Origin of the sequence: Kitasatospora sp. NPDC002551 (assembly GCF_040296005.1) — a bacterium.
GTDB lineage: Bacteria > Actinomycetota > Actinomycetes > Streptomycetales > Streptomycetaceae > Kitasatospora.
This window is the reverse complement of record NZ_JBEOWI010000010.1, coordinates 151,729-177,059: the sequence shown is the minus strand read 5'-3', so window position 1 is coordinate 177,059 and position 25,331 is coordinate 151,729. Positions and strand designations below refer to the sequence as shown.

Here is a 25,331-nt window from a genome sequence, read left to right as displayed (position 1 = left end):
GCGAGACGGGTGAGGGGCTTTCAGGCGTTTGCGGCAAAGTCGCCCGGGATCGGTGACTCCGTTCGTCCGGCGCCCGGCCGGCGCCCGGGGGCCTTACTGGACAGGGCCGCTCCGGTTACGAACATCCTGGGGAGACGGGTTCGAAATGGAAATTGGGGGCGCGCGGATCAACTCCGCGCGCCCCCAATCCGTGGAAACCCCGGGGAACCGCCGGAATTACCAGCGGGCCGCCGACGGAAGCGGCTCGCCGTACCAGACCTCGACCAGGTGCCGGGCGATCGAGATCCCGGACGGCGGCAGGATCTCCCCCGCCGCCATGCCCGCCCGCAGCTCCTCCCGGGAGAACCAGCGCGCCTCCGCCAGCTCCTCGCCGTCCACGGTGATCGCGGTGCCCTCCGGGTGCGCCCGGCCCAGGAAGCCCAGCATCAGGCTGGACGGGAACGGCCACGGCTGGCTGGCCACGTAGGAGACCTCGGCGACCCGCACCCCGGCCTCCTCGTGCACCTCGCGCACCACCGCCTGCTCGATCGACTCGCCCGGCTCGACGAAGCCGGCCAGCGTCGACCAGCGGCCCTCCGGCCACAGCGCCTGGCGGCCGAGCAGGCAGCGGTCCTGCTCGTCGGTGATCAGCATGATCACCGCCGGGTCGGTGCGCGGGTAGTGCTCGGCCGCGCAGGAGGTGCAGCGCCGCACGTGCCCGGCGCCGGCCTTCTCGGTCGGGTGGCCGCAGCGCGAGCAGAAGCTGTGCAGCCGGTGCCAGTGCTCCAGCGCGACCGCGTGCACCAGCAGTCCGGCGTCCCGGTCGGACAGCAGCGCGCCGACCTCGCGCAGCCCGGCCGGGCGGGCGTCGCCGTCCAGCCGGCCCGGCAGGCTCTCGCCGGCCAGCGCGAAGTAGGAGACGCCCTCCTCGTCGGTGCCGAGGAAGTACCGGTCGCCGTTCTGCGGCGCCTCGAAGGAGGGCATCAGGACCAGTTCGGTCCCCTGCCCGGTGTCCACCACGAACGCCTCGCCGCCGGCGATCGGCAGCACCTTGGTGGACGGGTGGCTCCACGCGGCCGCCAGCCAGGGCTCGTCCAAGCGGTGCTGGGCCGCCCGGTCCACACCGGCCCGGGCCAGTGCCAGGTGCAGCGGGCGTTCGGTCTCAGGCACGGTGCTCAACTGTTCCATCCCCACGTGATGAGTCTTCCGGACGGGTCGGGTTCGCTCGGGCGGCCGGAGCGGGACGCGCCCGGCCCCGGTCCGCCCACGCTCGCCCGGGGTTCACGCGCGCTCGCCGCCAGGCCGCCAGTTCTCGGCCAGGTCGGCCCACAGGTAGGCGGCGGCCTCGACGCCCTTGGCCAGCAGCTCCAGCTCGACCTTCTCGTCCACCGAGTGCCAGCCGTCCGAGGGCACCGAGATGCCGAGGAACAGCACCGGCGCGCCGAGCACGTCCTGCAGGTCGGCGGCCGGGCCGGAACCGCCCTCACGGGTGAACAGGATCTTCTGCTCGAAGGCACGCCCCATCGCCCGGACGGTGGACTGCAGCGCCGGGTGGTCGAGCGGGGTCAGGCAGGGCCGGGTCGCGCCCGGGAAGACCAGTTCGTACCGGATGCCCTCGGGCACCCGGTCGGCCACCCAGGAGCGGACGGCCTCGCGCACCTTCTCGACCTCCTGCCCGGCGACCAGCCGGAAGGAGAGCTTCAGGTGGGCCGAGGCGGGCACGATGGTCTTGCCGCCGGGGCCGGTGTAGCCGCCCCAGATGCCGTTGACCTCGGCGGTCGGGCGGGCCCAGATCCGCTCCAGGGTGGAGTAGCCGGCCTCGCCGCGGGTGCCGTACGACTTGGCGGTCCGCAGCCAGGCCGCCTCGTCGAAGGGCAGCTCGGCGAAGAGCGCGCGCTCACGGTCGGTCAGCTCGACCACGCCGTCGTAGAAGCCGGGGACGGCGACCCGGTGGTCGGCGTCGTGCAGGCCGGCGGCCAGCTCGGCGGCGACGGCGGCCGGGTTGGGCACCGCGCCGCCGAAGGAGCCGGAGTGGATGTCGGTGTCCGGCCCGTAGAGGTCGATCTGGGCGTCGGCCAGGCCCCGCATGCCGGTGCAGACGGTCGGCGTGGTCTCGGACCACATGCCGGTGTCCGAGATGATCACGACGTCGGCGGCCAGCCGGCCGGCCTCGCGGCGCACCAGGTCGGCGAAGTGCGGGGAGCCGGACTCCTCCTCGCCCTCGACGAGCAGCTTGAGGTTGACGGCCGGCGCGGTGCGGCCGGTGGCGGCCAGGTGGGCGCGCACACCCAGGGTGTGGAAGAACACCTGGCCCTTGTCGTCGGCGGCGCCGCGGGCGTACAGCCGGTCGCCGACCACGGTCGGCTCGAACGGGTCGGTCGCCCAGCCGTCCTCCCGGGCGGCGGGCTGCACGTCGTGGTGGCCGTAGACGAGGACGGTCGGCGCGTCCGGGTCCCCGGAGGGCCACTCGGCGAAGACCGCCGGCAGGCCGTCCGTCTCCCACACCTCGGCCACCGGGAAGCCGGTGTCGCGCAGCTTGGCGGCCAGCCACTCGGCGGAGCGGCGGACGTCCCCGGACCGGCCGGGGTCGGCGGACACCGAGGGGATGCGGAGCCAGTCGGCGAGGTCCGCGAGGAAGGCGGGCCGGTGCCGGTCGATGAAGGAGCGGACGACGCTGTCCGGAGTTCTCGTCATACGGACGACTTTAGTTCGCCCGGGTGCCTGCGGGCGGCCCCGGTCCCGAAGGCTGGGCACCGCGGGGCCTGTTACGTCCGTCACCCCGGACGCGCGCGGGCGTCCGGGGTGACGGGGTGGAGCGACCGGCAACGGCTCAGCCGGTGCGGCGCAGCAGCGAGATCCGCGAGCGGGTGAGCAGCGCGGCCAGCGCCACCGCGAGCAGCGGCAGCAGGATCAGGGTGCCCCCGATGTTGAGCCAGGGGAACACCACGATGCCCTTGGCCGCCTTCTCCTGAAGGCTCATCCCGGCGTAGCTCGACGTGGCGGCCTCGACCTTGCGCAGCGCGATCGCGGGCACGACTCCGGCGACGGCGCCGAGCACGGCGCCCATGGTGGCGATGACGCCGCACTGGAAGCCGGACAGGGTGCGCCGGATCCGGGGCGCGGCGCCGACCGCCGCGAGGGTGGTGAGGTCGCGCTGGGAGTCGGCGGCGGCGAGGCCGGTGGCGATGCCGGCGGCGCCGAGGGCGACCAGGCCGGCGAACACGGTCAGGCCCAGGGTGATGAGGTTGCCCGGGGACTGGTAGCCGCGCTCGATGTCGAACTGCACGCCGTCGGAGAGCCTGGCGAGCGCGGCGAGGGCCTTCTGCTCCGCGGCGTCGGAGGCCGGGCCGTCGGGCCGCCACACCGAGCCGATGTCGCGGGTGGTGAGGCCGAGGCGCTGCGCGGTGTCGGGGTTGAGCACCACCTGGCCGGTCGGCGCCTGCGAGGAGGTGGCGAGGTGGGCGTCGACGGTGACGGGGTGGACGGCCGGCTCGGCCTCGGGGTTGTTCTCGTCCCTCGGCTCGGTGAGCTCCAGGATGGCCTTGCCGTCCTTGATGTAGCGCTCGTCGAAGACGACGGCCTTGCCGGCCGCGAGGGCCTGGACGGCGGCCTGGTCGGTGACGTCGTAGAGGTTGCGCAGCAGGCCGCCGTCGCCGGCCTGGACCAGGCCGAAGGGGCTGGCGCGGAGGATGCGGTCCTCCCGGCAGCGCGGGTCCTCGCGGGAGAGCCGCTCGCGTTCCTCCGGGCCGACCGTCATGGCGTTGCGGCCCGAGACCGGGCAGCGGCGCTCCTCGGGCATCACGAGCGTGGCCCAGCCGCACACGCCGTCGCGGCTGACCATGCAGTCGCCCCGGTAGTTGACGCGCTGGACGTCGGCGCGGCTGCCGAGCCCGGGGACGCTGTTCTGCACGGCGCCGCGCATCTGCGGGAGCAGCGAGCCGTCGGAGCCGGCGCCCCAGCCGGCGGAGAGGGTGACGGAGTGGTCGGGGCCGGTGGCGACGTACTCGCGGCGCAGCTCCTCGTCGGAGCTGGAGGTGTAGACGCCGACGGCCACGGAGCCGGCGACGGCGGCCATGACGGCGGCGACGGCGGGGGCGGTGCGGCCGCGGTGGCGCACCGAGTCGCGCAGCGCCAGGCGGGGGCCGAGCGGCAGCCAGCGGCCGAGCCGGCCGAAGAGGCCGACCAGGTAGGGGGCGAGGGCGACCATGCCGAGTTCGGCGATGGCGGAGCCGCCGAGCACGGCGAGGGAGCGGCCGCCGAAGCCGCCGGTGGCGCCGAGCAGGGCGAGGGCGGAGCCGCCGCCGAGCATCAGCAGGCCGAGCAGGGCGAGCTTGCGGCTGGGCGGCTTGAGGTTGTCGCGGCCGGTGAGGGCGGCGACGACGTCCTGCCGGGAGGCCTGGACGGCGGGCACCACGGCGGCCAGCAGGCCGGTGACGAGGCCGATCAGGGCGATGCCGAGCAGGTCGAGCGGCTGGAGGTCGAAGTGGCCGAAGCGCTGGCCGGCGAACTCCTCGGCCCGGGTGCGCAGCAGGGCGACCAGGCCGATGCCGAGGACGAGGCCGACGAGGGCGCCGGCGAGGCCGAGGACGACACCGCCGCCGAGGACGACGGCGCGCACCTGGGCGCGGTCGCCGCCGCCCGCGGCGAGCAGGCCGAGCTGGCGGCGGGAGCGGCGGGCGCCGACGGCGAAGGCCGGGCCGGCGAGCAGGATGATCTCCAGCAGGGCCATGCCCATGACGGTGCCGATGACGACGACGGAGGTCCGGTCCAGGAACGGGGTGCGGCTGCTGCCGCCCCGGCTGTCCTGGTCGACGTAGAACGGCACCTCGGAGCGGGGCGGCGGGTCGAGGAGCACGGTGCGCGAGGCGACCAGGAAGCCGTACTTGTTGAGCTCCACGACCTTGGCCCAGTCGAGGGTGGTCCCGGCCGGGAGCTTGACGAGCCAGTTGTTGGCCTCGTCGCTGACGGAGGTGCGCCCGCGCGTGCCGGACTCGGCACCGGGCAGCTTGGCGAGCGGGTCGAGCAGGGCGCCGGGGCGGGCGAACAGGTCGACGCCGCGCAGGTCGCCGGGGTGCTCGGCGACGCCGGTGATGGTGTAGGGGGTGGCTTCGAGGCCGCGCGGTGAGGTGCGGTCGCCGATCTTCAGCCCGGAGGTGTCGAGGAAGGCCTGGGTGACGGCGATCTCGTGGTCGGCGCTGGGTGCCCGGCCCTTGATCACGTCGTAGCGGCCGTGCCAGACGGGGTCGGCGAGGTCGAGTTCGGTGATCCGGACGTTGGCGAGGCCCTCGACGGTGCTGGTGGTGATGTAGGGGCCTTCGCGCAGTGGCACCAGGGTGGCGCCGGGCAGCAGTTGCCGGGCGAGGTCGGCGGGCGCGGTGTCGAGGCTGCGCTGCTGCTCGGGGGTGAGGACGGGCTTGCCGTTCTCCTTCTTCGCGTCGTCGACGGTGGTGATCCTGCGGTCCACCTCGGGGTCGGGGGTCTGCAGGACGACGGCGCCGCGGTCGAGGATCTCCAGGGAGGCCTCGGCCTGGCCCATGCTGCGCTCGATCTTCTCGACCGGGTCGAGTTCGGCGCTGCGGAACATGACGTCGGCGCCGGCGACGCCGAGGACGGGCAGCGCGACCATGGCGATGACGAGGGCGCTGCGGCCCTTGGCGCGCAGGGCGTCGCGGCGGGCGATGCGCAGGGCGACCCGCCAGGAACCGAGGTTCACTCCCCCACCGGGCCCTTCGCGTTGGCGGCGGCCGCGACGAGCAGGCTGCCGGCGTCCTGGCTGGCGCTCTCGTCGACCATCCGGCCGTCGCGCAGGAAGACCACGCGGTCGGCCCAGGCGGCGTGCCGGGGCTCGTGGGTGACCATCATGGCGGCGGCGCCGGCGTCGCAGCGGGCGCGCAGCACGGCGAGCACGGCCTCGCCGGTGGTGGAGTCGAGGGCGCCGGTGGGTTCGTCGGCGAGGACGAGCCGGCGGTCGCCGATCAGGGCGCGGGCGATGGCGACGCGCTGCTGCTGGCCGCCGGACATGTCGTCGGGGAAGCGGTCGGCGAGTTCGGGAATGCCGAGCTCCTCCAGGGCGGCGAGGGCCTCGCGGCGGGCGGCGCGGGTGGAGACGCCGTCGAGTTCGCGCGGCAGGGAGATGTTCTCGGCGGCGGTGAGCGCCGGTATCAGGTTGTAGTCCTGGAAGACGTAGCCGACGGAGCGGCGGCGGACCTCGGCGAGCCTCTTGCGGCTGAGCCCGCCGAGGGCGACGCCCTCGACGAGGACCTGCCCGCCGCTGGGCGTGTCGAGGCCGCCGGCGAGGGTGAGCAGGGTGGACTTGCCGGAACCCGAGGGGCCCATGACGGCGACGAACTCGCCGGGATGCACCTTCAGGTCGACGCCGCGCAGTGCCTGGACCTCGGCGGCGCCCTGTCCGTGGACCCGGGTGACGTTGTCCAGGTGCAGGACGGCGTCGGCGCCGTTCCCGCTCGGACGGGTGTGGGACACGTTTCCCCCTGCTGTTCGGTGGGCCCGCGGCGCTTCGGCGCGGCGGCGGGCCACTGGTTCGTTTCGGTGGGGCCCTCAGGCCTTGGTGCGGCGACGGCCGAACCGGGTGGGCGCGGGCGCGCCGGCGGTGTCCTGGGCGGCCTCGGCGGCGCGGGCCCGGGCGATCTCGGCCTGCTGGGCGAGCCGGGTCTCGCAGTGGTCGAGCCAGCGGACCTCGGCCTCGGTCTGGAAGATCAGCTGTTCGAGGACGAGCAGCCAGGCGAGGTCGGAGCCCGGGCCCCCGGCGTCGCCGGGGCGGGCCTCGCCGGCGAGGGCGCGGGCCTTGAGGCGGGTGTAGTCCTGGAGCGCCTTGATGCTGTGCCGGCGCTGGCCCTGGACCACGGCGGGCACGTCGACGCCGGGGACGGTGACGGCCATCGCGAGCTTGATGGCGAGTTCGTCGCGGGGCGGGTTGGTGCGCGGCACCGGGGTGTCGAACCAGGAGCGCAGTTCGGCGCGGCCGGCGTCGGTGGCCGCGTAGAACTGGTGGCCCTCCTCGTCCTCCCCGGCGGGGACGACCAGTCCGTCGCGTTCCAGGCGGGCGAGGGTGGTGTAGACCTGGCCGACGTTGAGCGGCCAGGTGGCGCCGGTGCGCGCCTCGAACTCGGTTCTCAGCTGGTAGCCGTAGCGCGGACCCTGGTCGAGCAGGGCGAGCAGGCCGTGGCGGATGGACATACCGAGTATGTATACCGAGTATGCTCGACGGGTCAAGCCGGGTGGTCCGGCCGTCACCGGCGGCGGGTAACGTCGGGGGGCGTGAGCCAGTTGCGCATCGCCACGTTCAATCTGCTGCACGGTCAGCCGCTCGCGCCCGACGGCGCCCCGTCCCCGTTCCCGGCCGATCCCGGCGGGCCGCTCGCGAAGGCGGTGGCCGCCCTGGACGCCGATGTGCTGGCACTCCAGGAGGTGGACCGCCGTCAGGCCCGGTCCGGCGGCACCGACCAGGCCGCCGTCGCCGCCGCCGCGATGGGCGCGAGCGACTGGCGCTTCGCCGCCGCCCTGCACGGCCGGCCCGCGCCGGTGGCGGGCTGGCTGCCGGAGGCCTCGGCGCCCGCCGGGATCCGGGTGTACGGGCCGGCCGAGGTCGGTGACGGCGCGCCGCCCGCGTACGGCACGGCGCTGCTGACCCGGCTGCCGGTGCGGCACTGGCGGGCCCGCCGGTTCGCCCCGGCGCCGTTCGGGCTGCCGCTGCGGGTGGCCGGGCGGCGCGGGCTGACGCCGGTGCCGGACGAGCCGCGGGCCGCGCTCGCCGCCGTCCTGGAGGGCGGGCGCGGCCCGTTCACGGTGGTGGCCGCCCATCTGTCGTTCGTGCCGGGCTGGAACATGGCGCAGCTGGCGGCGATCCGCCGGTGGATCGCCGACCTTCCGCAGCCGTACCTGGTGCTGGGGGACTTCAACCTGGTGGGCGCGGTGCCGCGCACGGTGCTGGGCGGGGCGAGCGCGCTGGAGCGGTCCGCGCCGCGGGCGCGGGTGCGGGAGCTGCGGGCGGCCCGCCGGGCCCGGCCGGCGCTGGTGGAGCCGCGCCGGCGGCGGGTGCGCGAGCCGCGGGCGCGGCTGCAGGGCTGGTCGGACCTGGCCCGCACGCCGACCTACCCCTCGCACCGGCCGGCCGTGCAGTTCGACCACGTGCTGGCGGTCGGGGTGCCGCGCTCCGCGGTGGGCGCGGCGTCCGCACCGCGCGCGGAGGTGTCGGACCACCGGCCGCTGATGGTGCGGGTGGAACTCTAGGACGTGCTCACTGCCGGGACAGGTGCCCGTTCTGCTGGGGCACGTGCGGGACGGTCGGGGCGGTCCGGACGGGCGGGAGGGCCGGGAGGGGCGGGGCGAGCACGGCGGTGACGGCGGCCCGCGGAGGGTCGGCGGCGGGCGGTGGCTCGTACTGGAGGAGCAGCATGGCGGCGTCGTCGCCGAGTTGGCGCCCGACGTGGCGCACCACGTCCTCGTGCAGCCGGCGCAGCACGTCGACGGGGCCGCCGCCCTGGGCGCAGCGCGGGAGGCGCTCGGCGAGCGGGTAGAAGGCGCCGGCCCGGTCGCGGGCCTCGATGACGCCGTCGGTGAAGAGCAGCACGCGGTCGCCGGGGTGCAGCGGGACGCGCAGGACGGGCGGGCGGACGTCGGCGGGGTCGAGGACGCCGAGCGGGGGCACCGTCTCGGCGAGTTCGAGCGGCCGGGCGGCCTCGGTGCCGCGCAGCAGCAGCGGGGCCGGGTGGCCGCAGTTGACGATCTCGGCGGTGCCGTCGTGGCCGACCCCGATGAGGACGAGGGTGACGAACTCCTCCTCGACGCCGGGGTGGTCGTTCTCGTGCAGGGCGCGGTCGAGGCTGTCCGCGAGCCAGCCGGCGACCCTGTCGAGGGCGGCCTCCTGATGGGCGGCCTCACGGAAGGCGCCGAGCACGGCGGCGGCGGTCTCGACGGCCCCGAGCCCCTTGCCGCGCACGTCGCCGACGACGGCGCGCACGCCGTGCCGGGTGTTGACGACCTCGTAGAGGTCGCCGCCGATGCGGGCGTGGGCGGCGGCCGCCGCGTAGTGGACGGCGGCACGGACGGTGCCGACGCGGTCGGGGACGGGGCGCAGCAGGACGCGCCGGGCGATCGAGGCGACCAGCTGGGCGTCGGCGAGCAGGCGCTCCTGGCGCAGCCTCAGGGTGGCGCTGACCCAGCCGATCGCGGCGACGAGGACGATGGCGAAGACGGTGGCGCTGTGCACGGACTCGCCGAGCACGTCGTTGTGGAAGGCCATCAGGAACGCGGCGGCCTCCGTGCAGACGCCGATGACGAGGGGGTACCAGGTACGGCGGCTGACCACGGCGGCCAGCGCGGGGACCGCGGTGAGGGCCGGTTCGACGGTCACCGCGGCGTCGGTGAAGTAGTCGAGGACGACGACCAGCGCCATCCCGATGAACGGCAGCGACAGTGCCGTCCTCGGCCAGGTGCCGGTCGCGCCGGGTGCGGCTGCCGGGGTCGGCCCGGCGAACCGTTCTCTGATCCATCCGGTCGCGCTCAACTTCGGTTCTCCAGCAGAAGACGCCGATGCCCGTGGGCACCTGCGGTGATGACTGAGGGTTAGGGAATGCGGGCCTCGCTGGCGGCCGGAGCACGGGGGTTGACCGGTTACCGACCCCACAATATGCGCGAAACGTGCACTACGCACAGGTTTCGCCCGATGCCGTGATGACTTGAATGCTCTCCGTGACTCATTCTTCACTGTTCCCGATCAGGAGCCGTTCCAACTCTTTTCGACCGGGAAGTCCTGCGGGTTGTTCGATCCGGCCGCTGCGGACGTACAGGAAGGAGGCCGTGACCTGCTCCAGGGGGACGCCCGCCTGTTCGGCCCACGCCAGCCGGTAGACGGCGAGTTGGAGCGGGTCGGCGGTCTCCTCGCGGTGCGTCTTCCAGTCCACCACTTCGTAGCGTGACGCGCCGCCGAATTCTGACCCGTCGTCACCGTCACGGTAGACCGCGTCGATCCGGCCGCGCACCACCCGGCCCGCCAGCACCAGGTGGAACGGCGCCTCGACCCGCAGCGGCTCGCGGTCCGCGTACGGGGTGCGCAGGAAGGCCTCCTTGAGGCGTTCGAGGTCCTGCTCGTCCTCGATGCCGTCGTCGTCGGCGCCGGGCAGCGCGCCCGGGCCGATCAGCATCAGCGGCTCGATCCGGGACTGCACCCAGGCGTGGAAGCGGGTGCCGCGCCGGGCGGCGGGCTGCGGCGGGCGGGGCATCGGGCGGGCGAGGTCGTGGGCGAAGCCGTCCGGGTCGGCGGCCAGCCGCAGCAGCTGGGTGGCGGAGAGCGAGGCGGGCAGCGGCACCTCCCGCACCCGGCTGCGGGAGCGCTCCAGCTCACCGAGCAGCGCGTTCAGGTCGCGGTCCCAGGACTCCACCAGCCGGCGGTCCTCGGGGGCCATCGGCTCGGGCTCGGGGGCGGGCGCCCCGGCCAGCCGGCGGTGCACCACCTCGGCGACCCGGCGGCGGGCGTGCTGGGCGGCCGGGTCCAGCGGCAGCGGCCAGGGCCGTTCGACGGGCGCGGCGAGCGCCGGGTTCTCCTCGCCCTCGGCGGGCGGTCCGGCCCAGACGGCGACCTCGCCGTTGCCGGGCCGCTCGGCGTGCTCGCGCAGCTGCTCCAGGAAGTCGGACGGGCCGCGCGGGGACTTCTGGCTGGGCCCCCACCAGTGGCCGGAGGCCAGCAGCAGGGCGCGCGGGCGGGTGAAGGCGACGTAGCCCAGGCGCAGCTCCTCGACGGCGGAGTGCTCGGCGAGGGCGGCTCTGAAGTCCTTCATCGCCTTGGCGTTCCAGCCGCCGCGCACGTCCGGCAGGGTGGCGGCGTCGCCGCGCAGGGCGTGCGGCAGGACGCGCTTGGTGCTGGTCCAGCGCTCGCGCGGGGACGAGGACGGGAAGGCGCCCTTGACCAGGCCGGGCACCGCGACGACGTCCCACTCCAGGCCCTTGGACTTGTGCGCGGTGAGGACCTTGACGGTGTCCTCGCCACCGGGCAGGCCGGCGTCCAGGCCCCGGTCGTGCTCCTGGGCGGCCCGCAGGAAGCCGAGGAAGGCGGCGAGGCCGGGGTCGCCGTCGAGGTCGGCGAAGGAGGCGGCGACGTCGAGGAAGGCGTGCAGGGTCTCCCGCCGGCGGGCGGCCAGCGCCTGCGGGGAGGCGGAGAGTTCGACCTCCAGGCCGGTGACGGCGAGGACCCGGTGCAGCACGTCCATCAGCGGTTCGGCGAGCGAGCGGCGCAGCTCGCGCAGCTCGCGGGCGAGCCGGGCGAAGCGGACCCTGGCCTCGGCGGAGAAGGGCAGCTCGTCGGCCTCCTGCGTGTCCAGGAAGGTCTCCAGGGCGTCGGCGAGCGAGACCACCTCGGTGGGGTCGGTCTCGGCGACGGCGGCGGCGAGCGCCTCGACGCCCTCGGGGCGCTCGGTGCGGACGAGTTCGGCGGCGCGCCGGCCGAGCAGGGCGAGGTCGCGCGGGCCGATCCGCCAGCGCGGGCCGATCAGCAGCCGGACCAGGGCGGCGTTGGCGGTCGGGTCCTGGAGCACCTCGCAGACCGCGACCAGGTCGGCCACCTCGGGCAGGTGGAGCAGCCCGCCGAGGCCGACCACCTCGACCGGAACGTCCCGGGCGACCAGCGCGGCGTGCACGTCGGGGAAGGCGGCGCCGCCCCGGCACAGCACGGCGATCCGGCCGGGGGCGGTGCCGGTGCGCACCAGGTGGGCGATCTCGTCGGCGAGCCAGTCGACCTCCTGGGCGTGGGTGGGCAGCAGCGCGGCCCGCACCAGGCCGTCGGTCTCGGCACCGGGCGCGGGGCGCAGCGCCTCGACGCCCTCGTGCATGGCGCGCAGCGGCGCCGCGAGGCCGTTGGCGAAGGCCAGCAGCCGCCCGCCGCTGCGGCGGTTCTCGCTGAGCGCGTAGCGGTCGGCCGGGGTGGCGTCGGCGTTCGGGAAGTGCCGGGGGAAGTCGTCGAGGTTGGCGACGGAGGCACCGCGCCAGCCGTAGATGGCCTGGCAGGGGTCACCGACGGCGGTGACCGGGTGGCCGGGGGCGGCGCCGTCCGGGCCGGCGCCGAACAGGCCGGCCAGCATCAGGCGCTGGGCGACGGAGGTGTCCTGGTACTCGTCGAGCAGCACGACCCGGTACTGCTCGCGCAGCAGGGCGCCGACCTCGGGGCGCTGCTGCGCGAGGCGGGCGGCGGCGGCGATCTGGTCGCCGAAGTCCATCAGGCCGGCCGAGGTCTTGCGGCGCCGGTAGTCCTCGACCAGGCGCAGCAGTTCCAGCCGGGCCCGGGCGGCGGCGGGCACGGCCCGCAGGTCCTCGTTGCTCAGCCGCACGCCGGCGAGGGCGTCGAGCAGTTCCTCGTCGAAGGCGCGCAGCGCGGCGGGGTCGACGAGGTGCTCGGCGAGCTCGCCGTCGAGCGCGGTGAGGTCGGCGACCAGGTTGGCGAAGGTGCCGGTGAGCGCGGGGAACGGGCCGCGGGCGGTGCGCAGCACCTTGGCGGCGAGCTGGAAGCGGGTGGCGTCGGCGAGCAGCCGGGTGTCGGGTTCGATGCCGATCCGCAGGCCGTGCTCCTTGAGCAGGCGGCCGGCGAAGGCGTGGTAGGTGGAGATCTCGGGTTCGCCGAGCGCCTCGCCGTCGTCGGGGTCGGCCACCCCCGCACGGTGCAGGGCGGCGCGGACGCGTTCGGCGAGTTCGCCGGCGGCCTTGTTGGTGAAGGTGAGGCCGAGGACCTGTTCGGGGCGCACGGCGCCGGAGCCGACCAGCCAGACGACCCGGGCGGCCATCACGGTGGTCTTGCCGGAGCCGGCGCCGGCGACGATGACGGCCGGCCGCAGCGGGGCGCCGATGGCCGCCATCTGCTCCCGGTTGAAGGGGATGCCCAGCAGCTCCTTGAGCTGGTCGGGATGGCTGAGCACGGCGGTCACCACGCAACGGTAGCCGGGGGCGCCGACAGCCGGGGGGCCGCTGTGGCGACGGCCACGTGCCGCGTGCGCCACACCGGCGGCGGGTCCGCCCGGCGGCGGCTACTCGACGAGCTGGGCGCCGTCGCGCTGGGCGGAGCAGCTGCGGCGGAAGGCGCAGCGGTCGCAGCCGCTGCCGGTCTGCGGGACGAACCGCTCGGCGAGGACCCGTCCGGCGGCCTCGGCGAGCAGGTTCTCGATCCACGGCTCGCCCTCGGGCGGGTCCTGCCGCTGCACCTTGGGCGCGTCGGCCGCCGTCCTGTCGGGCTTGCGCAGCTGGACGAGCTCGGCGCCGCCGGACTCGGCGGCCGCGGCGTCGAAGCCGGGCAGCCCGTTGAGGGCGCCGGAGCGGACGGCGAGCTGGTAGACGGCGAGCTGCTTGTGCTCGGGCAGCGACTTGTCGGTGGGCGTCTGCTTGCCGGTCTTGAAGTCGACCACGTAGGCGCGGCCGGCCTCGTCCTTCTCGACGCGGTCCATCGAGCCGCGGATGCGCACCTGGACGCCGCCGGCGTCGAGGGTGACGTCGAAGTCGTGCTCGGTGGCGACGACGTCGCGCCCGCGCGCCATCACGTGCCAGGTGAGGAAGCGTTCCAGGGCGGCGCGGGCCTCGGTCTTCTCCTGCTGGGACTTCCAGGGCGCGTCGAAGGCCAGCGCGTCCCAGACGGTGTCCAGGCGCTCCATCAGGACGGCGAGGTCGGCGGGGGTGCGGCCGGAGCCGACCTCGTCGGCGAGGGCGTGCACGACGTTGCCGAAGCCCTGGGCGGCGGAGGAGGTGCCGCGGGCCTTGACCTCCTTGTCGAGGAACCACTGCAGCGAGCAGTTCTCCAACTGCTCCAGGCCGCTGCCGGACAGCCGCACCGGCAGGTCGGCGGAGCGCAGCGGGTCGGGGGCCGCGGTGGCGTCCTCCAGGCCCCACCAGCTCTCTGGCCGGGCGGCGGGCACCAGCGGGCGGCCCTCCTCGTCGGTGGCGAGGGCCAGGGTGGCGAGCCGTTCGGCGGCGGCGCGGCGCAGTTCGGGCGAGCGGGTCCGGTCGACGGTGACCGCGCGCAGCTCGGCGACCAGCGCGGGCACGGCGAGCGGGCGGCGCGGGCGGTGGGTGACGTCCTCGACGGTGACCGGCGGGGTGCGGCGCAGCACCCGCCCGGTGCGCGGGTCGACGTCCTCGCGGTAGAGCTCGCGCAGGAAGCGGGACGGCTGGTCGCCGTCGTCGGCGGGGGCCTTGACGGCGGTGACGACGAGCCGGTCCCTGGCGCGGGTGGCGGCGACGTAGAAAAGGCGGCGCTCCTCGGCGAGCAGCGCGGCGGGGGTGAGCGGTTCGGCGAGGCCGTCGCGCCCGATCCGGTCGGCCTCCAGCAGGGAACCGCGGCGGCGCAGGTCGGGCCAGAGGCCGTCCTGGACGCCGGCGACGACGACCAGGCGCCACTCCAGGCCCTTGGCGCGGTGGGCGGTCATCAGCCGGACGGCCTCGGGGCGCACGGCCCGCACGGTGAGGGTGTCGGCGGCGATGTCCTGGGCCTCCAGCTCGGCGAGCAGGTCGAGGGCGCCGCGGTGGCCGGTGACCTGCTCCTCCGCGCGGGCGGCGGTCTCGAACAGGGCGCAGACCGCGTCGAGGTCGCGGTCGGCGTTGCGGCCGGCGGCGCCGCCGCGCAGGGCGGCCCGCTCCAGGCGCTCGCGCCAGCGGCGGGAGCCGTCCCACAGCTGCCACAGGGCGTCCTCGGCGGTGCAGCCGCCGGCGAGGGCCTCGCGGACCTTGCGCAGCAGGGTTCCGAGGTCGTGGGCGCGGCGGGCGTACGGGGCGTCGAGGACGGCGAGGCGCTCGGGTTCGGTGAGCGCCTCGCGCAGCAGCTCGCCGGCCGGGCGGGGCACGGCGGGCGGTGCGCCGTCGGCGGCCCCGGCGCGCAGGGCGGCGCGCTCCTCCTCGCGCAGGGTCCGGCCGAGGCGGCGCAGGTCGGCGCCGTCGAGGCCGCCGAGCGGGCCGGTGAGCAGGGCGTGGGCGAGGTCGGTGGTCAGCGGGTCGGGCGCACCCGGACCGGCGCCGTCCCCTTCCTCCGGCGCGTCCTGGCCCTCGTGCCGGTCGCGGACGGCCTGCTCGGCGCAGACCCGCAGGGCGAGCAGCAGCTGGGCGACGGCCGGCTCCTCGCGCAGCGGCAGGTCGTCACCGTCGATCTCCAGCGGGACGCCGGCCGCGCCGAGCGCCCGCCGCACGCCGGGGATGGACCGGGCGCCGGCCCGGACCAGCACGGCCATCTCGCCCCACGGCACGCCGTCCTCCAGGTGGGCGCGGCGCAGCAGGTCGGCGATCGAGTCCAGCTCGGCGCCGGGCGTCGGGTAGGTGTAGACCTCGACCCGGCCGCCCTCCCGGGCGGGCAGCGGGGCGCGGTGCTGGGCGAGCTTGTCGGCGGGCAGCCGGCCCATCGGCATCCGCCGGGCGAGCTCGCCGGCGGCGGCGAGCAGCACGGCGCCGGAGCGGCGGGAGACCCGCAGCACCCTGACGTCGGCGGGGCGGCCGTCGGCGTGCCGGAAGGTCTGCGGGAACTCCAGGATGCCGTTGATGTCGGCGCCCCGGAACGCGTAGATGGACTGGTCCGGGTCGCCCACGGCGACCAGCTCGCGCCCGCCGCCGGCGAGCCGGCGCAGCAGCCGGACCTGGGCGGGGTCGGTGTCCTGGTACTCGTCCACGAAGACGGCGTCGTAGCGCTCGCGCAGGCTCCGCTCGACCTCGGGGCGCTCGGCGAGCAGCACGGCGCGGTGCACCAGCTCGGCGTAGTCGAGGACGCCGCGCAGGTCCAGCACGTCGAGGTAGTCGGCGAGGAAGTGGGCCGCGGCGGCCCAGTCGGGGCGCCGGACGCCCTCGGCGAAGCGGGCCAGCTCGGCCTCGCCCAGGCCCAGCTCGCGGCTGCGGGCGAGCACGGCGCGGACCTCGTCGGCGAAGCCGCGGGTGGTGAGGCAGGCGCGCAGGTCCAGCGGCCAGGCGATCCGGGAACGGCCGCGCCGGGCGTCCTCGGCGCCGCCGGCGAGCAGTTCGCGGACCATGACGTCCTGCTCGGGGCCGGAGAGCAGCCGCAGGGGCTCGGCGTAGTCGGCCGGGTCCTGGTGGGCGCGGAGCAGGGCGTAGCAGAAGGAGTGGAAGGTGGTGGCCTGCGGGGCGGCGGCCCGGGAGCCCGCGGCGGTGGCGGAGAGCCGGCCGGCCATCCGGTCGCGCAGCTCCATGGCGGCCTTGCGGCTGAAGGTGAGGACGAGGATCCGCTCGGGGTCGGCGCCGCCCTCGATCCGCCGGGCGACCGCCTCGACGAGCGTGGTGGTCTTGCCGGTCCCCGGTCCGGCGAGCACCAGCAGCGGCCCGCCCGCGTGCTCGACCACGGCGCGCTGGTAGGCGTCGAGCTCGGGCGGGACGGGCGGTACGAGGGGGCTGCGCACCAGACGGTAGGGGGAGGTCACGGACGTCCTGGGGGTCGTGCTCGGGCAACTGCGGGCGGGCCCGTCGAGGGGCCCGCCGTATCGAGCCTACGATCCTGCCCCGTCATTCCCGGCCGCGCAGGGGATTCGGCCGATCCCGTCCGGCCCGCCGCCCGGCCTTCAGTCCCCGGCGGGCCGGCCGTCCCAGCGGGCGCGCCGCAGGTCGACCCGGGGCGGGTCGGCGAGCTCGCGCAGCGGGGTGCCCTCCTCGCCGTAGTGGGCGAGGGCGCGGTGCTCGTGGCCGGGCAGCAGGCGGCCGTCGGCGCGGATCACCCGCCACCAGGGCACGGCGCCGCCGTACAGCGCCATCACCCGGCCGACCTGCCGGGGACCGCCCTGGCCGAGGTACTCGGCGACGTCCCCGTAGGTCATCACCCGGCCGGGTGGAATCCGCTCGGTCAGGTCGAGCACCAGTTCGGCGAAGGGCGGCAGCTCGCCGGAACCGGCGTCGTCGGTGGCGTCCGTCATCTGCGGCATTCTTCCGTATCCGGCCGGTTCACGGGGCTGCCGGTCATGATCCGCCGCGCCCGATCCGGCCCCTGTCCAGCGCGGGGCGCCCGGGCATGCCACCATCTTCCGGGGCGGTGAGTGGTGATACGAGGACAAGACCAGATGACCGGGACGGCTGACGTGGGTGTGGACGAGGGCTCCGACGAGTCCTCCGACGGCATGCCCGCAGCGGGTCGCGGCGGTGACGCCGCGGCCGAAGCAGCACCGGAAGTCTCCCTGATCAAGGACCGGACGATCAAGAGCCCGCAGCCGACCGGCCCCGTGAACGGGGCCCCCGCCGCCGTACCCGCCCAGCCGACCGACCCCGAGGCCTCCGAACCGGGCCCGGAGCCCGACCGGGAGCCGGTGCCGGAGCCGGACCCCGGTCCGCGCCCCGGACACGACCCGCTGGACGACGCCCCGCACCTGGACGTCGACGAACCGCTGCTCGCCGCCCGCGCGCACCGGCCCTCCGACCTCATCCGCTTCCTGGCCGGCGTCCTCGGCATCGTCGCGGTCTTCGTGCTCGCCGGGGTGGCCACCTCGACCACCACCGGCATCGAGATCGACATCGCCGAGAACGCGCCCCGCTTCTCCCCGGTGCTGTCCACCATCACCGGCCTGATCTCCAACGTCGCCGTGCTGGCCGTGCCGCTCGCCTTCGCGGTCGAACGGCTGATCAAGCGCGACGGCCTGCGGGTCGCCGACGGCGTGCTCGCCTCGGTGCTGGCCTACGGCGTCTCGCTGGGCATCGACTGGTGGGTCGCCGAGGGCGCCTCCGAGCACATCCGCGACGCCCTGACCCGCTTCCCGCTGGACTCCGTCGGCACCCTCACCGACCCGGTGCACGGCTACCTCGCCCCGGTGATCGCCTACATGACGGCGGTCGGCATGTCGAGCAGACCCCGGTGGCGGGTCGCCCTGTGGGTGGTGGTGGTCTTCAGCGGCATCACCGAGCTGCTCGGCGGCTACACCACCCCGCTCTCCCTGCTGCTCACCGTGCTGATCGGCTGGTCCGTCGCCTACGGCACCCTCTACGCGATCGGCTCGCCGAACATCCGGCCCACCGGCCAGCACCTGATGATCGGCCTGCGCAAGGTCGGCTTCACCCCGGCCAGCGCCCACCGCGCCCCCGACGCCCCCGGCGGCACCCGCCGGTACGTGGTCGCCCAGCAGAGCGGCCCGCCCCTGGACGTCCACATCGTCGACCGCGAGCAGCAGGCCTCCGGCTTCTTCTACCGCGCCTGGCGGCGGCTGCGGCTGCGCTCGGTGGCGGTGCGGCGCAGTCCCCAGTCGCTGCGCCAGGCACTGGAGCAGGAGGCGCTGATCGCCTACGCGGCCGCCGCCTCCGGCGCCCGTGCCCCGCAGCTGGTCGCCACCTCCGAGCTGGGCCCGGACGCCGCCATCCTGGTCTACGAGAACGTCGAGGGCCGCACCCTGGACGACCTCCCCGACGAGGAGATCACCGACCGGGTGATGGCCTCGCTGTGGGAGTCGGTCGCCGCCCTGCACGAGCGCCGGATCGCCCACCGCCGGCTCACCGGCGAGTCGCTGCTGGTCGTCGACGGGAAGACGGCCTGCCTGGTCAACCTCTCCGGCGGCGACATCGCCGCCACCGACCTGACCCTGCGGATCGACGTCGCCCAGCTGCTCACCACCTTCGCGCTGCGGATCGGCCCCGAGCGCACCGTCGCCACCGCCAACGCGGTGCTCGGCGCCGAGCGGGTCGCCCAGGCACTGCCGCTGCTGCAGCCGGTCGGCATGAGCCGCTCGACCCGCGTCGACCTGAAGAAGCTCACCAAGGAGCGCAAGACCGCCGCCCAGGCCAGGGCGCTGGAGCAGGTCGCCGCCGGGGAGCGCACCCAGCAGCAGGCCGAGGAGGACATCGCGGCCGCCGGGGAGGACCTGCTCAGCCGGATCCGCGCCCAGATCCTGCAGATCGCGCCCGAGGCGCCGATGGAGCCGGCCAAGCTGGAGCGGCTCAAGCCGAAGAGCCTGATCATGGTGATCGCGCTCACCTTCGCCGCCTACCTGACGCTCACCACCGTCAAGCCGGCCCAGCTCAAGCTCTCCCAGATGGACTGGGCCTGGGCGGCGGTCGCACTCGCCGCGGCCGCGTTCTCCTACGTCGCCGCGTCGATGAGCCTGACCGGCTTCGTCCCGGAGAAGCTGCCGTTCCGCCGCACCGTGGCCGCCCAGCTGGCCGGCTCGTTCGTGAAGCTGGTCGCCCCGGCCGCGATCGGCGGCATCGCGCTGAACACCCGCTACCTGCAGAAGGCGGGCATCCGCTCCGGCCAGGCGGTCGCCTCGGTCGGCGCCTCCCAGCTGGCCGGCCTGGCCGGACACCTGCTGCTGCTGTTCAGCTTCGGCCTCATCACCGGCAGCCAGACCAACGGCGACCTCTCCGCCTCCCGCACGGTGATCATCGGCGTGCTGAGCGCCGCCGTGCTGGCCATGGTGATCGCGGCGGTCGCCCCGCTGCGGCGGTTCGTGCTGAACCGGCTGCGCTCGCTGTTCTTCGGCGTGGTGCCGCGGATGCTCGACCTGATGCAGACGCCCAGCAAGCTGATCACCGGCTTCGGCGGCATCCTGCTGCTGACGCTCTCCTTCACCGCCTGCCTGGACGCCTCGGTGCGGGCCTTCGGCGGCTCGATCTCCTTCTCGGCGGTCGCCGTGGTCTTCCTGACCGCCAACGCGGCCGGCTCCGCCATCCCCACCCCCGGTGGCATCGGCCCGATCGAGGTCGCACTGATCAGTGCGCTGACCTTCGCCGACGTGCCGACGTCCGTCGCCACCCCGGCGGTCTTCCTCTACCGGGCGCTCACCTTCTGGCTGCCGGTGCTGCCCGGCTGGATCTCCTACAACGTGCTCCAGCGCAAGGGCGCGCTCTAGCCGTCGCCGGACGCCCGCGGACACGCGGAAGGGCCCGCCGGAGCGGGCCCTTCCACACGGTCCGGACGGATCAGTACACCGGCTTGTGCGGCTCGATCTGGTTGACCCAGCCGAGCACGCCGCCGCCCAGGTGGACGGCGTTGGCGAAGCCGGCCGACTTCACCACGGCCAGCACCTCCGCCGAGCGGACGCCCGACTTGCAGTGCAGCACGATCTTCTTGTCCTGCGGCAGCTGCTCCAGCGCGTTGCCCATCAGGAACTCGTTCTTCGGGATCAGCACGGCGCCGGGGATGCTGACGATCTCGTACTCGCCGGGCTCGCGGACGTCGATGAGGAAGATGTCCTCCTCCTCGTCCTGCCACTGCTTGAGCTGCTTGGAGGTGATCGTCGAACCGGCGGCGGCGGCCTGCGCCTCCTCCGACACGACGCCGCAGAAGGCCTCGTAGTCGATCAGCTCGGTGACGGTCGGGTTCTCGCCGCAGACCGCGCAGTTCGGGTCCTTGCGGACCTTCACCTGGCGGTAGTTCATCTCCAGGGCGTCGTAGATCATCAGCCGGCCGACCAGCGGGTCGCCGACCCCGGCCAGCAGCTTGATCGCCTCGGTGACCTGGATCGAGCCGATCGACGCGCACAGCACGCCCAGCACGCCGCCCTCGGCGCAGGACGGGACCATGCCCGGCGGCGGCGCCTCCGGGTAGAGGCAGCGGTAGCAGGGGCCGTGCTCGGCCCAGAACACGCTGGCCTGGCCGTCGAAGCGGTAGATCGAGCCCCACACGTACGGCTTGCCGAGCAGCACCGCGGCGTCGTTCACCAGGTAACGGGTGGCGAAGTTGTCGGTGCCGTCCACGATCAGGTCGTAGCCGGAGAAGATCTCCATGACGTTGGAGTTGTCGAGGCGCTCCTCGTGCAGGATCACGTCGACGTAGGGGTTGATCTCCTTGACCGAGTCACGCGCCGACTCGCCCTTCGAGCGGCCGATGTCCGACTGGCCGTGGATGATCTGGCGCTGCAGGTTCGACTCGTCCACCACGTCGAACTCGACGATGCCGAGCGTGCCCACACCGGCCGCCGCCAGGTACATCAGCGCGGGCGAGCCCAGGCCGCCGGCGCCGACGCACAGCACCTTGGCGTTCTTCAGCCGCTTCTGCCCGGCCATGCCCACGTCGGGGATGATCAGGTGGCGGGAGTACCTGCGGACCTCGTCAACGGTGAGCTCGTCGGCCGGCTCGACCAGGGGTGGCAGCGACACGGGGACTCCGATGGTCGTCAGTTCAGGTGGCCAGGGCCAACCTCTAGGGGCTTGTTGCTCCGCCACCGAGGTGGCTCTGCTACGCCAACAGTGTCATGCCGCTCCGGTATTCCGAGACAGCTCGTCCGATGGGCGAGACGGGCCGCGTCGGATGGTGGGACCGCGCGACGGGCCCCGGACCGGCCCCCGCAGGGGGCGTCCGGGGCCCGTCGGGGGCCCGGGCCCGGGCCCTTCCGGCACCGCGCCGGAACCGCGCCGGGAAGGCGCCGGGGGTTCAGACCCGGCAGGCCGTCTCCAGCCAGACGTCGCCCAGCGACTCCTCCAGCGGCACCTGTGTCCGCCAGCCGAGACGGTCCCGGGCGGTGCGCACGTCCGCCTGCCGCCACGGCACCGGCTCGCCCACCGCCACCCGCCCCTCCCCCGGCCGGGGCTCCCCCGGACGGTGGCCCGGCAGGTGGTGCGCGGGCACGTGGCCCGGCACGTGCTCGACCGGCCCGCCGGCCTGCGCGGGCAGCACCACCTGCCGGTTCTCCTCCAGGACGGTCCCCTCGAAGCCGGACGCCCGGACCAGCAGCTGGGCCGCCTCGCGCGCCCGCACCGCGTGCCCGCTGCCGATGTTGATCACCCCCGTCGCGGCCGACACCGCCGCCGCCTGGATCGCCCGCGCGACGTCCCGCACGTCCACGAAATCCCGGTATCCGGACAGGTCCGGCATCCGCACCTGGGACTCGTCGCGCTCCAGCGCCCGCCGCAGGCCCTCCGCCAGCCGCCCGAACAGCGAGGCGGTCGGCGCCCCCGGGCCCACCACGTCGAACACCCGCAGCACCGCCGCGTCCAGCCCCGAGGCCAGGACCAGCTCCGTGCCGGCCAGCTTCGAGACCCCGTACGGGCCCACCGGGCGCGGCTCGGCGCTCTCCGAGACCGGGACCCCGCCCGGCACCGGCCCGTACTCGGCCGCCGAGCCGACGTGCACCAGCCGGGCGGGCTCCCGGCTGCGCCGGATCCCCTCGCAGACGGTCGCCACGGCGAGCGTGTTGGCCCGGATCAGCGTGCGCGAGCTGCCGTAGGTGGCGCCCGCGCAGTTGATCACCACCTGCGGCGCGACCGCGTCCAGGAACCGGGCCAGCGCCCCCGGACTGCCGGTGGTCAGGTCGAAGCGGATGTCGGCGGAGTCACGCCGGCCGAGCACCGTCACCTGCAACTCCGGATCCACGAGCAGGCGGTCGGTGACCCGACGGCCGATGAAGCCGTCGGCGCCCAGCAGCAGCACCCTCATCGGGGGCGTCCTTCCACGAAGCCAGACCGGGGACGGCCTGGCGGTCCGAGTGAACAACGGGAAATCGAGCGGATCGAATCGGTCGGCGCGCACCCGGGTGCGCCCGAAGGGTCACCGGTGCGCCTCGGGACGGCCCAGCACCGGCCACGCGTACGCCAGCAGCGCCAGCGCCACCGCGCCGCCCGCGAGCGGCCCGGCCGGCGGCCCCGCGAAGGGCCCGGCGAACGGTACGGGCGGCGCCGCCGTGCCCGCCGCCCCCGCCAGCGCGCCCAGCGCGGCCGCTCCCGCACGGCCGCAGCGCGCCAGCAGCGCGGACAGCACCAGCAACAGGCCGAGCACCCCCTGGGCCGCCCACTGCGCGGGCGCGGCGCGCTCGGCCGCCTGGTGCAGCAGACCACCGCCGTGGCCCGGACCGGGACGCGGCGCGAGGGCGGTCAGCACGGCGAGCGCCGCGAAGCTCAGCACCGCCAGCACCGCCAGGTGCAGCGCCAGCGCCACCGGGAGCACCGGCCGCATCCGGGAGCGGAACTCGGCCAGCGTCGCCGCCGCGCCCAGATGGCCCCGGCCGACCTGCCGGAACCACCGGGCCGCCCACTGCGCCGAGCCGGCCGACAGCGCCGCCGCCAGCACCAGCGCCGCCGTCACCCGCCGCTCCCCCGGCCGGCCGGCCGCCACCGCCAGCGGGGCCAGCAGCAGTGCGGCCACCCCCGCGCCGCCCGCCACCGCGACCCACCGGGGCCGCCGCACCCGCCGCCACCCGGCGGACCCCGACGCCCCCAGCGCGAGCGGAACGGCCGCCGCCAGCAGGACCGGCCGGCCCCCGCCGAGGGCGACCGCGGCCCCGCACGGCAGCCCGGCCGACGCCGCCGTGCGCACCGCCGCGCCGCACCGCCGCTGCCAGCTCTCGGCCGGCCCGGCCGGCTCCCCGGCGGGCGGGCGGCGCGGCACCCGGGCGTACAGCTCCTCGGCGAGCGAGAACAGGTCGGCGTGCCGGCAGCGGGCCGCGGCGGCCGGGCCCAGCCCGGCCTCCTCCAGCCCGGCGGCGATCTCCAGCGGGTCGACGGCCCGCTCGCAGAGCGCCCGGTGCTCGGCCATCACCTCCCGGACCGGATCCCCCGGCAGCTCCCCGGCCCGGGCCGCCGCGCCCGCCCCGGCACCCCCGCCGCCCGCCATCAGACCGCCTCCGCGAACGCCCCGGGCCGCACGGCCGCCTCACCCGCCGGCGCGGCGGGGGCGGGAGTGGGGGCACCGTCCCCGGGGGCGGCGACCGCCGGGGAACGGTCGGTGAGCCAGTACTCGGCGGGCCGGGCGAACGGGCGCGGGCGCGGGTCCGCGGCGGCGGGGAAGGCCGGCCACTGCGAGACGAGTTCCAGGTAGATCTCCCGGAAGGCCCCGGTCACCGGCTCGACGGCGAAGCGTTCCTGCGCCCTCAGCCGGCCGGCCAGTCCGAGCCGGGCCCGGCGCTCCTCGTCGCGCAGCAGGGCGAGGCAGGCGCCGGCCAGCGCCCGCGGGTCGCGGGGCGGGACGAGCAGCCCGGTCGGGCCGACCACCTCACGGACCACCCCGACGTCGGTGGCGACCACCGCGCGGCCGCTCAGCATCGCGTCGGCGAGCAGCCGGGGACGGCGCTGGGAGAGCGCCGAGAAGACCACGACGGTGCCCTCCGCCCAGGCGTCGGCCGCCGAGCGGGGCCGGCCGGCGAACTCCACCGCCCCGGCCACCCCGAGCCGTTCGGCGACGGCCCCGCAGTGCGCCCGGTAGCCGGGCACGGCCTCCTCGCCGTGGACCACCAGGCGCGCGGCGGGCAGTTCGGCGCGGACCCGGGCGAAGGCGTGCAGGGCGAGCTCGGGGTCGCGGCCCGGTTCCAGGGCACCGGCCCAGACCAGGGTGGGCACGGCGGGTTCGGGGCCGGCCGCGGGACGGTCGACCGCCGGGCTGCCCTCGTACACCACCCGGGTGCGCGCCGGGTCGGCCCCGCAGCGCAGCTGCCACCGCTGGTCGTGGGCGCTGCCCGGGGTGAGTATCGCGGCCTGCCGGTAGGTCTCCTCGGTGAGCGCCCGGAAGAAGGCGAGCAGCAGGGCCCGCACCGGCCACCGGTGGGGCGCCTCGCGGTGGCCGAGGTACTGCTCGCGCAGGTGCGGCCCGTGCTCGGTGACCACGAACGGGACGCCGTGCAGCCGCTTGGCGACCAGCGCGGGCAGCGCGGCCGGGCCGCCGCCGACGACGTGGCACAGGTCGGCGGCGCCCAGGCCCCCGGGGGCGGTGCCGTACCAGGGGGCGGACAGCGGGCGCAGGCACTGTTCGAGGAGGTCGGCGGCGACCAGGACGTCGCAGACCAGGGGCTGTCCGGCGGAGGTGTCGGCGCCGGGCGAGCGCCAGACCCGTTCCAGGACGCGCCGGGCGTGCGCGGAGACCAGGAAGGCGGGCAGGGCGCGGTCGGTGCGGGCCAGTCCGGCGAGCCGGTACAGGCCGGGGCCGAAGCCGTCACGGTCACCGGGGCGCAGCAGGGCGCGGACCAGCTGCTCGTAGGCGGCGGCGTACTGGCGGCGGCGCAGCGCCCCGGGCGCCCGGCCGGGCGGGCGGCGGCCCCGGAGGGCGAGTTCCCGGACGCCGGGGCGGGGGCCGCTGCCCTCGCCGGTCTCGCCGGTCTCGCCGGTCTCGCCGGTGAGGACGTACCACTCGAAGTCGTGCTCGCGCAGCCCGTCCACCAGCCGGTCGCACCAGCCGCCGGTGCCACACGGGGCGTGCGGACGCACACCCTCGGTGAGCAGTGCAACGCGCACGGGGGACCTCCAGAGCAGAGCGGATCGACGGACGGCCGGGCGGACTGGCGGGCTGAGCGGGCGGTACCGGCCGGGCCGGCCGGTCGGCGCCCGGCCGCCTCGCGGGCGACGCGTCCGGCGCGTGCTCCGCGGGAGCGGCCCGGACGGGGGAAGGCGGTCCGCCGGAGGCACCGCGGCCGGACCGGCGACCGCCGCCGGCTGCCGGCGTCCCCGCGCGGCCGCCCTCCGGGTTCTCCGGCGGC

15 protein-coding genes are annotated in these 25,331 nt (G+C 75.9%); 2 read left to right on the top strand and 13 right to left on the bottom strand.

The window, feature by feature from the left end; all coding sequences use genetic code 11:
• Positions 1–216: 216 nt before the first annotated feature.
• From nudC to ABT093_RS12825, 5 genes are all read right to left on the bottom strand, one after another.
• A complete protein-coding gene (gene nudC, locus ABT093_RS12845) occupies positions 217–1,167 on the bottom strand; it encodes an NAD(+) diphosphatase (protein ID WP_350563437.1) in 951 nt (316 codons plus the stop codon).
• 93 nt (positions 1,168–1,260) lie between these two features.
• Entirely contained in the window at positions 1,261–2,673 is a 1,413-nt protein-coding gene (locus ABT093_RS12840) for a dipeptidase (protein ID WP_350563435.1), read from the bottom strand.
• Between the two features lie 136 nt (positions 2,674–2,809).
• Positions 2,810–5,692 (bottom strand): FtsX-like permease family protein, encoded by a 2,883-nt coding sequence (locus ABT093_RS12835; protein WP_350563433.1) that lies wholly within the window; start codon positions 5,690–5,692, stop codon positions 2,810–2,812.
• A complete protein-coding gene (locus ABT093_RS12830) occupies positions 5,689–6,462 on the bottom strand; it encodes an ABC transporter ATP-binding protein (protein ID WP_350563431.1) in 774 nt (257 codons plus the stop codon). The genes ABT093_RS12835 and ABT093_RS12830 overlap by 4 nt, the downstream gene beginning before the upstream one ends.
• Positions 6,463–6,537: 75 nt before the next feature.
• Complete coding sequence (locus ABT093_RS12825) at positions 6,538–7,176, bottom strand: PadR family transcriptional regulator (RefSeq protein ID WP_350563429.1); 639 nt, start codon at positions 7,174–7,176, stop codon at positions 6,538–6,540.
• An 81-nt stretch (positions 7,177–7,257) separates the two neighbouring features.
• Here ABT093_RS12825 and ABT093_RS12820 point away from each other — a divergent pair, with 81 nt between their 5' ends.
• Positions 7,258–8,229 carry an endonuclease/exonuclease/phosphatase family protein gene (locus ABT093_RS12820; RefSeq protein ID WP_350563427.1) on the top strand — a complete coding sequence of 324 codons (972 nt, stop codon included), beginning with the start codon at positions 7,258–7,260 and terminating at the stop codon, positions 8,227–8,229.
• 7 nt (positions 8,230–8,236) lie between these two features.
• Here the strand turns inward: ABT093_RS12820 and ABT093_RS12815 are convergent, their stop codons facing one another.
• From ABT093_RS12815 to ABT093_RS12800, 4 genes are all read right to left on the bottom strand, one after another.
• Positions 8,237–9,505, bottom strand: a complete 1,269-nt coding sequence (locus ABT093_RS12815) for a PP2C family protein-serine/threonine phosphatase (RefSeq protein ID WP_350563425.1) — start codon at positions 9,503–9,505, stop codon at positions 8,237–8,239.
• Positions 9,506–9,695: 190 nt separating this feature from the next.
• Positions 9,696–12,908 (bottom strand): ATP-dependent helicase, encoded by a 3,213-nt coding sequence (locus tag ABT093_RS12810; protein ID WP_350563423.1) that lies wholly within the window; start codon positions 12,906–12,908, stop codon positions 9,696–9,698.
• A 99-nt stretch (positions 12,909–13,007) separates the two neighbouring features.
• Positions 13,008–16,382: an ATP-dependent helicase gene (locus tag ABT093_RS12805; protein WP_350563421.1), complete on the bottom strand. Its 3,375-nt coding sequence runs from the start codon at positions 16,380–16,382 to the stop codon at positions 13,008–13,010.
• 138 nt (positions 16,383–16,520) lie between these two features.
• The gene (locus ABT093_RS12800) at positions 16,521–16,868 is read right to left on the bottom strand and encodes an MGMT family protein (RefSeq protein WP_502884206.1); all 348 of its coding nucleotides are present in this window, start codon (positions 16,866–16,868) and stop codon (positions 16,521–16,523) included.
• 144 nt (positions 16,869–17,012) lie between these two features.
• Between ABT093_RS12800 and ABT093_RS12795 the strand changes: the two genes are divergently transcribed.
• Positions 17,013–19,781 carry a flippase-like domain-containing protein gene (locus tag ABT093_RS12795; RefSeq protein WP_350563417.1) on the top strand — a complete coding sequence of 923 codons (2,769 nt, stop codon included), beginning with the start codon at positions 17,013–17,015 and terminating at the stop codon, positions 19,779–19,781.
• Positions 19,782–19,851: 70 nt separating this feature from the next.
• Here the strand turns inward: ABT093_RS12795 and moeZ are convergent, their stop codons facing one another.
• The 4 genes from moeZ to ABT093_RS12775 all read right to left on the bottom strand — a co-directional run bounded on the left by moeZ (position 19,852) and on the right by ABT093_RS12775 (position 25,089).
• Positions 19,852–21,030, bottom strand: a complete 1,179-nt coding sequence (gene moeZ, locus ABT093_RS12790) for an adenylyltransferase/sulfurtransferase MoeZ (protein ID WP_350563415.1) — start codon at positions 21,028–21,030, stop codon at positions 19,852–19,854.
• 274 nt (positions 21,031–21,304) lie between these two features.
• On the bottom strand, positions 21,305–22,306 hold the full coding sequence (locus tag ABT093_RS12785) for an NAD-dependent epimerase/dehydratase family protein (RefSeq protein WP_350563413.1): 1,002 nt from the start codon (positions 22,304–22,306) through the stop codon (positions 21,305–21,307).
• Between the two features lie 111 nt (positions 22,307–22,417).
• Positions 22,418–23,479 carry a hypothetical protein gene (locus tag ABT093_RS12780; protein WP_350563411.1) on the bottom strand — a complete coding sequence of 354 codons (1,062 nt, stop codon included), beginning with the start codon at positions 23,477–23,479 and terminating at the stop codon, positions 22,418–22,420.
• Positions 23,479–25,089 carry a DUF3492 domain-containing protein gene (locus tag ABT093_RS12775; protein WP_350563409.1) on the bottom strand — a complete coding sequence of 537 codons (1,611 nt, stop codon included), beginning with the start codon at positions 25,087–25,089 and terminating at the stop codon, positions 23,479–23,481. The genes ABT093_RS12780 and ABT093_RS12775 overlap by 1 nt, the downstream gene beginning before the upstream one ends.
• Positions 25,090–25,331 lie beyond the last annotated feature (242 nt).

Coding starts and splice junctions, on each gene's coding strand:
- ABT093_RS12785 (WP_350563413.1), bottom strand. CDS start 22,306: ATGAGGGTGCTGCTGCTGGGCGCCGACGGCTTCATCGGCCGTCGGGTC.
- ABT093_RS12795 (WP_350563417.1), top strand. CDS start 17,013: ATGACCGGGACGGCTGACGTGGGTGTGGACGAGGGCTCCGACGAGTCC.
- ABT093_RS12825 (WP_350563429.1), bottom strand. CDS start 7,176: ATGTCCATCCGCCACGGCCTGCTCGCCCTGCTCGACCAGGGTCCGCGC.
- nudC (WP_350563437.1), bottom strand. CDS start 1,167: ATGGAACAGTTGAGCACCGTGCCTGAGACCGAACGCCCGCTGCACCTG.
- ABT093_RS12780 (WP_350563411.1), bottom strand. CDS start 23,479: ATGGCGGGCGGCGGGGGTGCCGGGGCGGGCGCGGCGGCCCGGGCCGGG.
- ABT093_RS12800 (WP_502884206.1), bottom strand. CDS start 16,868: ATGACGGACGCCACCGACGACGCCGGTTCCGGCGAGCTGCCGCCCTTC.
- ABT093_RS12840 (WP_350563435.1), bottom strand. CDS start 2,673: ATGACGAGAACTCCGGACAGCGTCGTCCGCTCCTTCATCGACCGGCAC.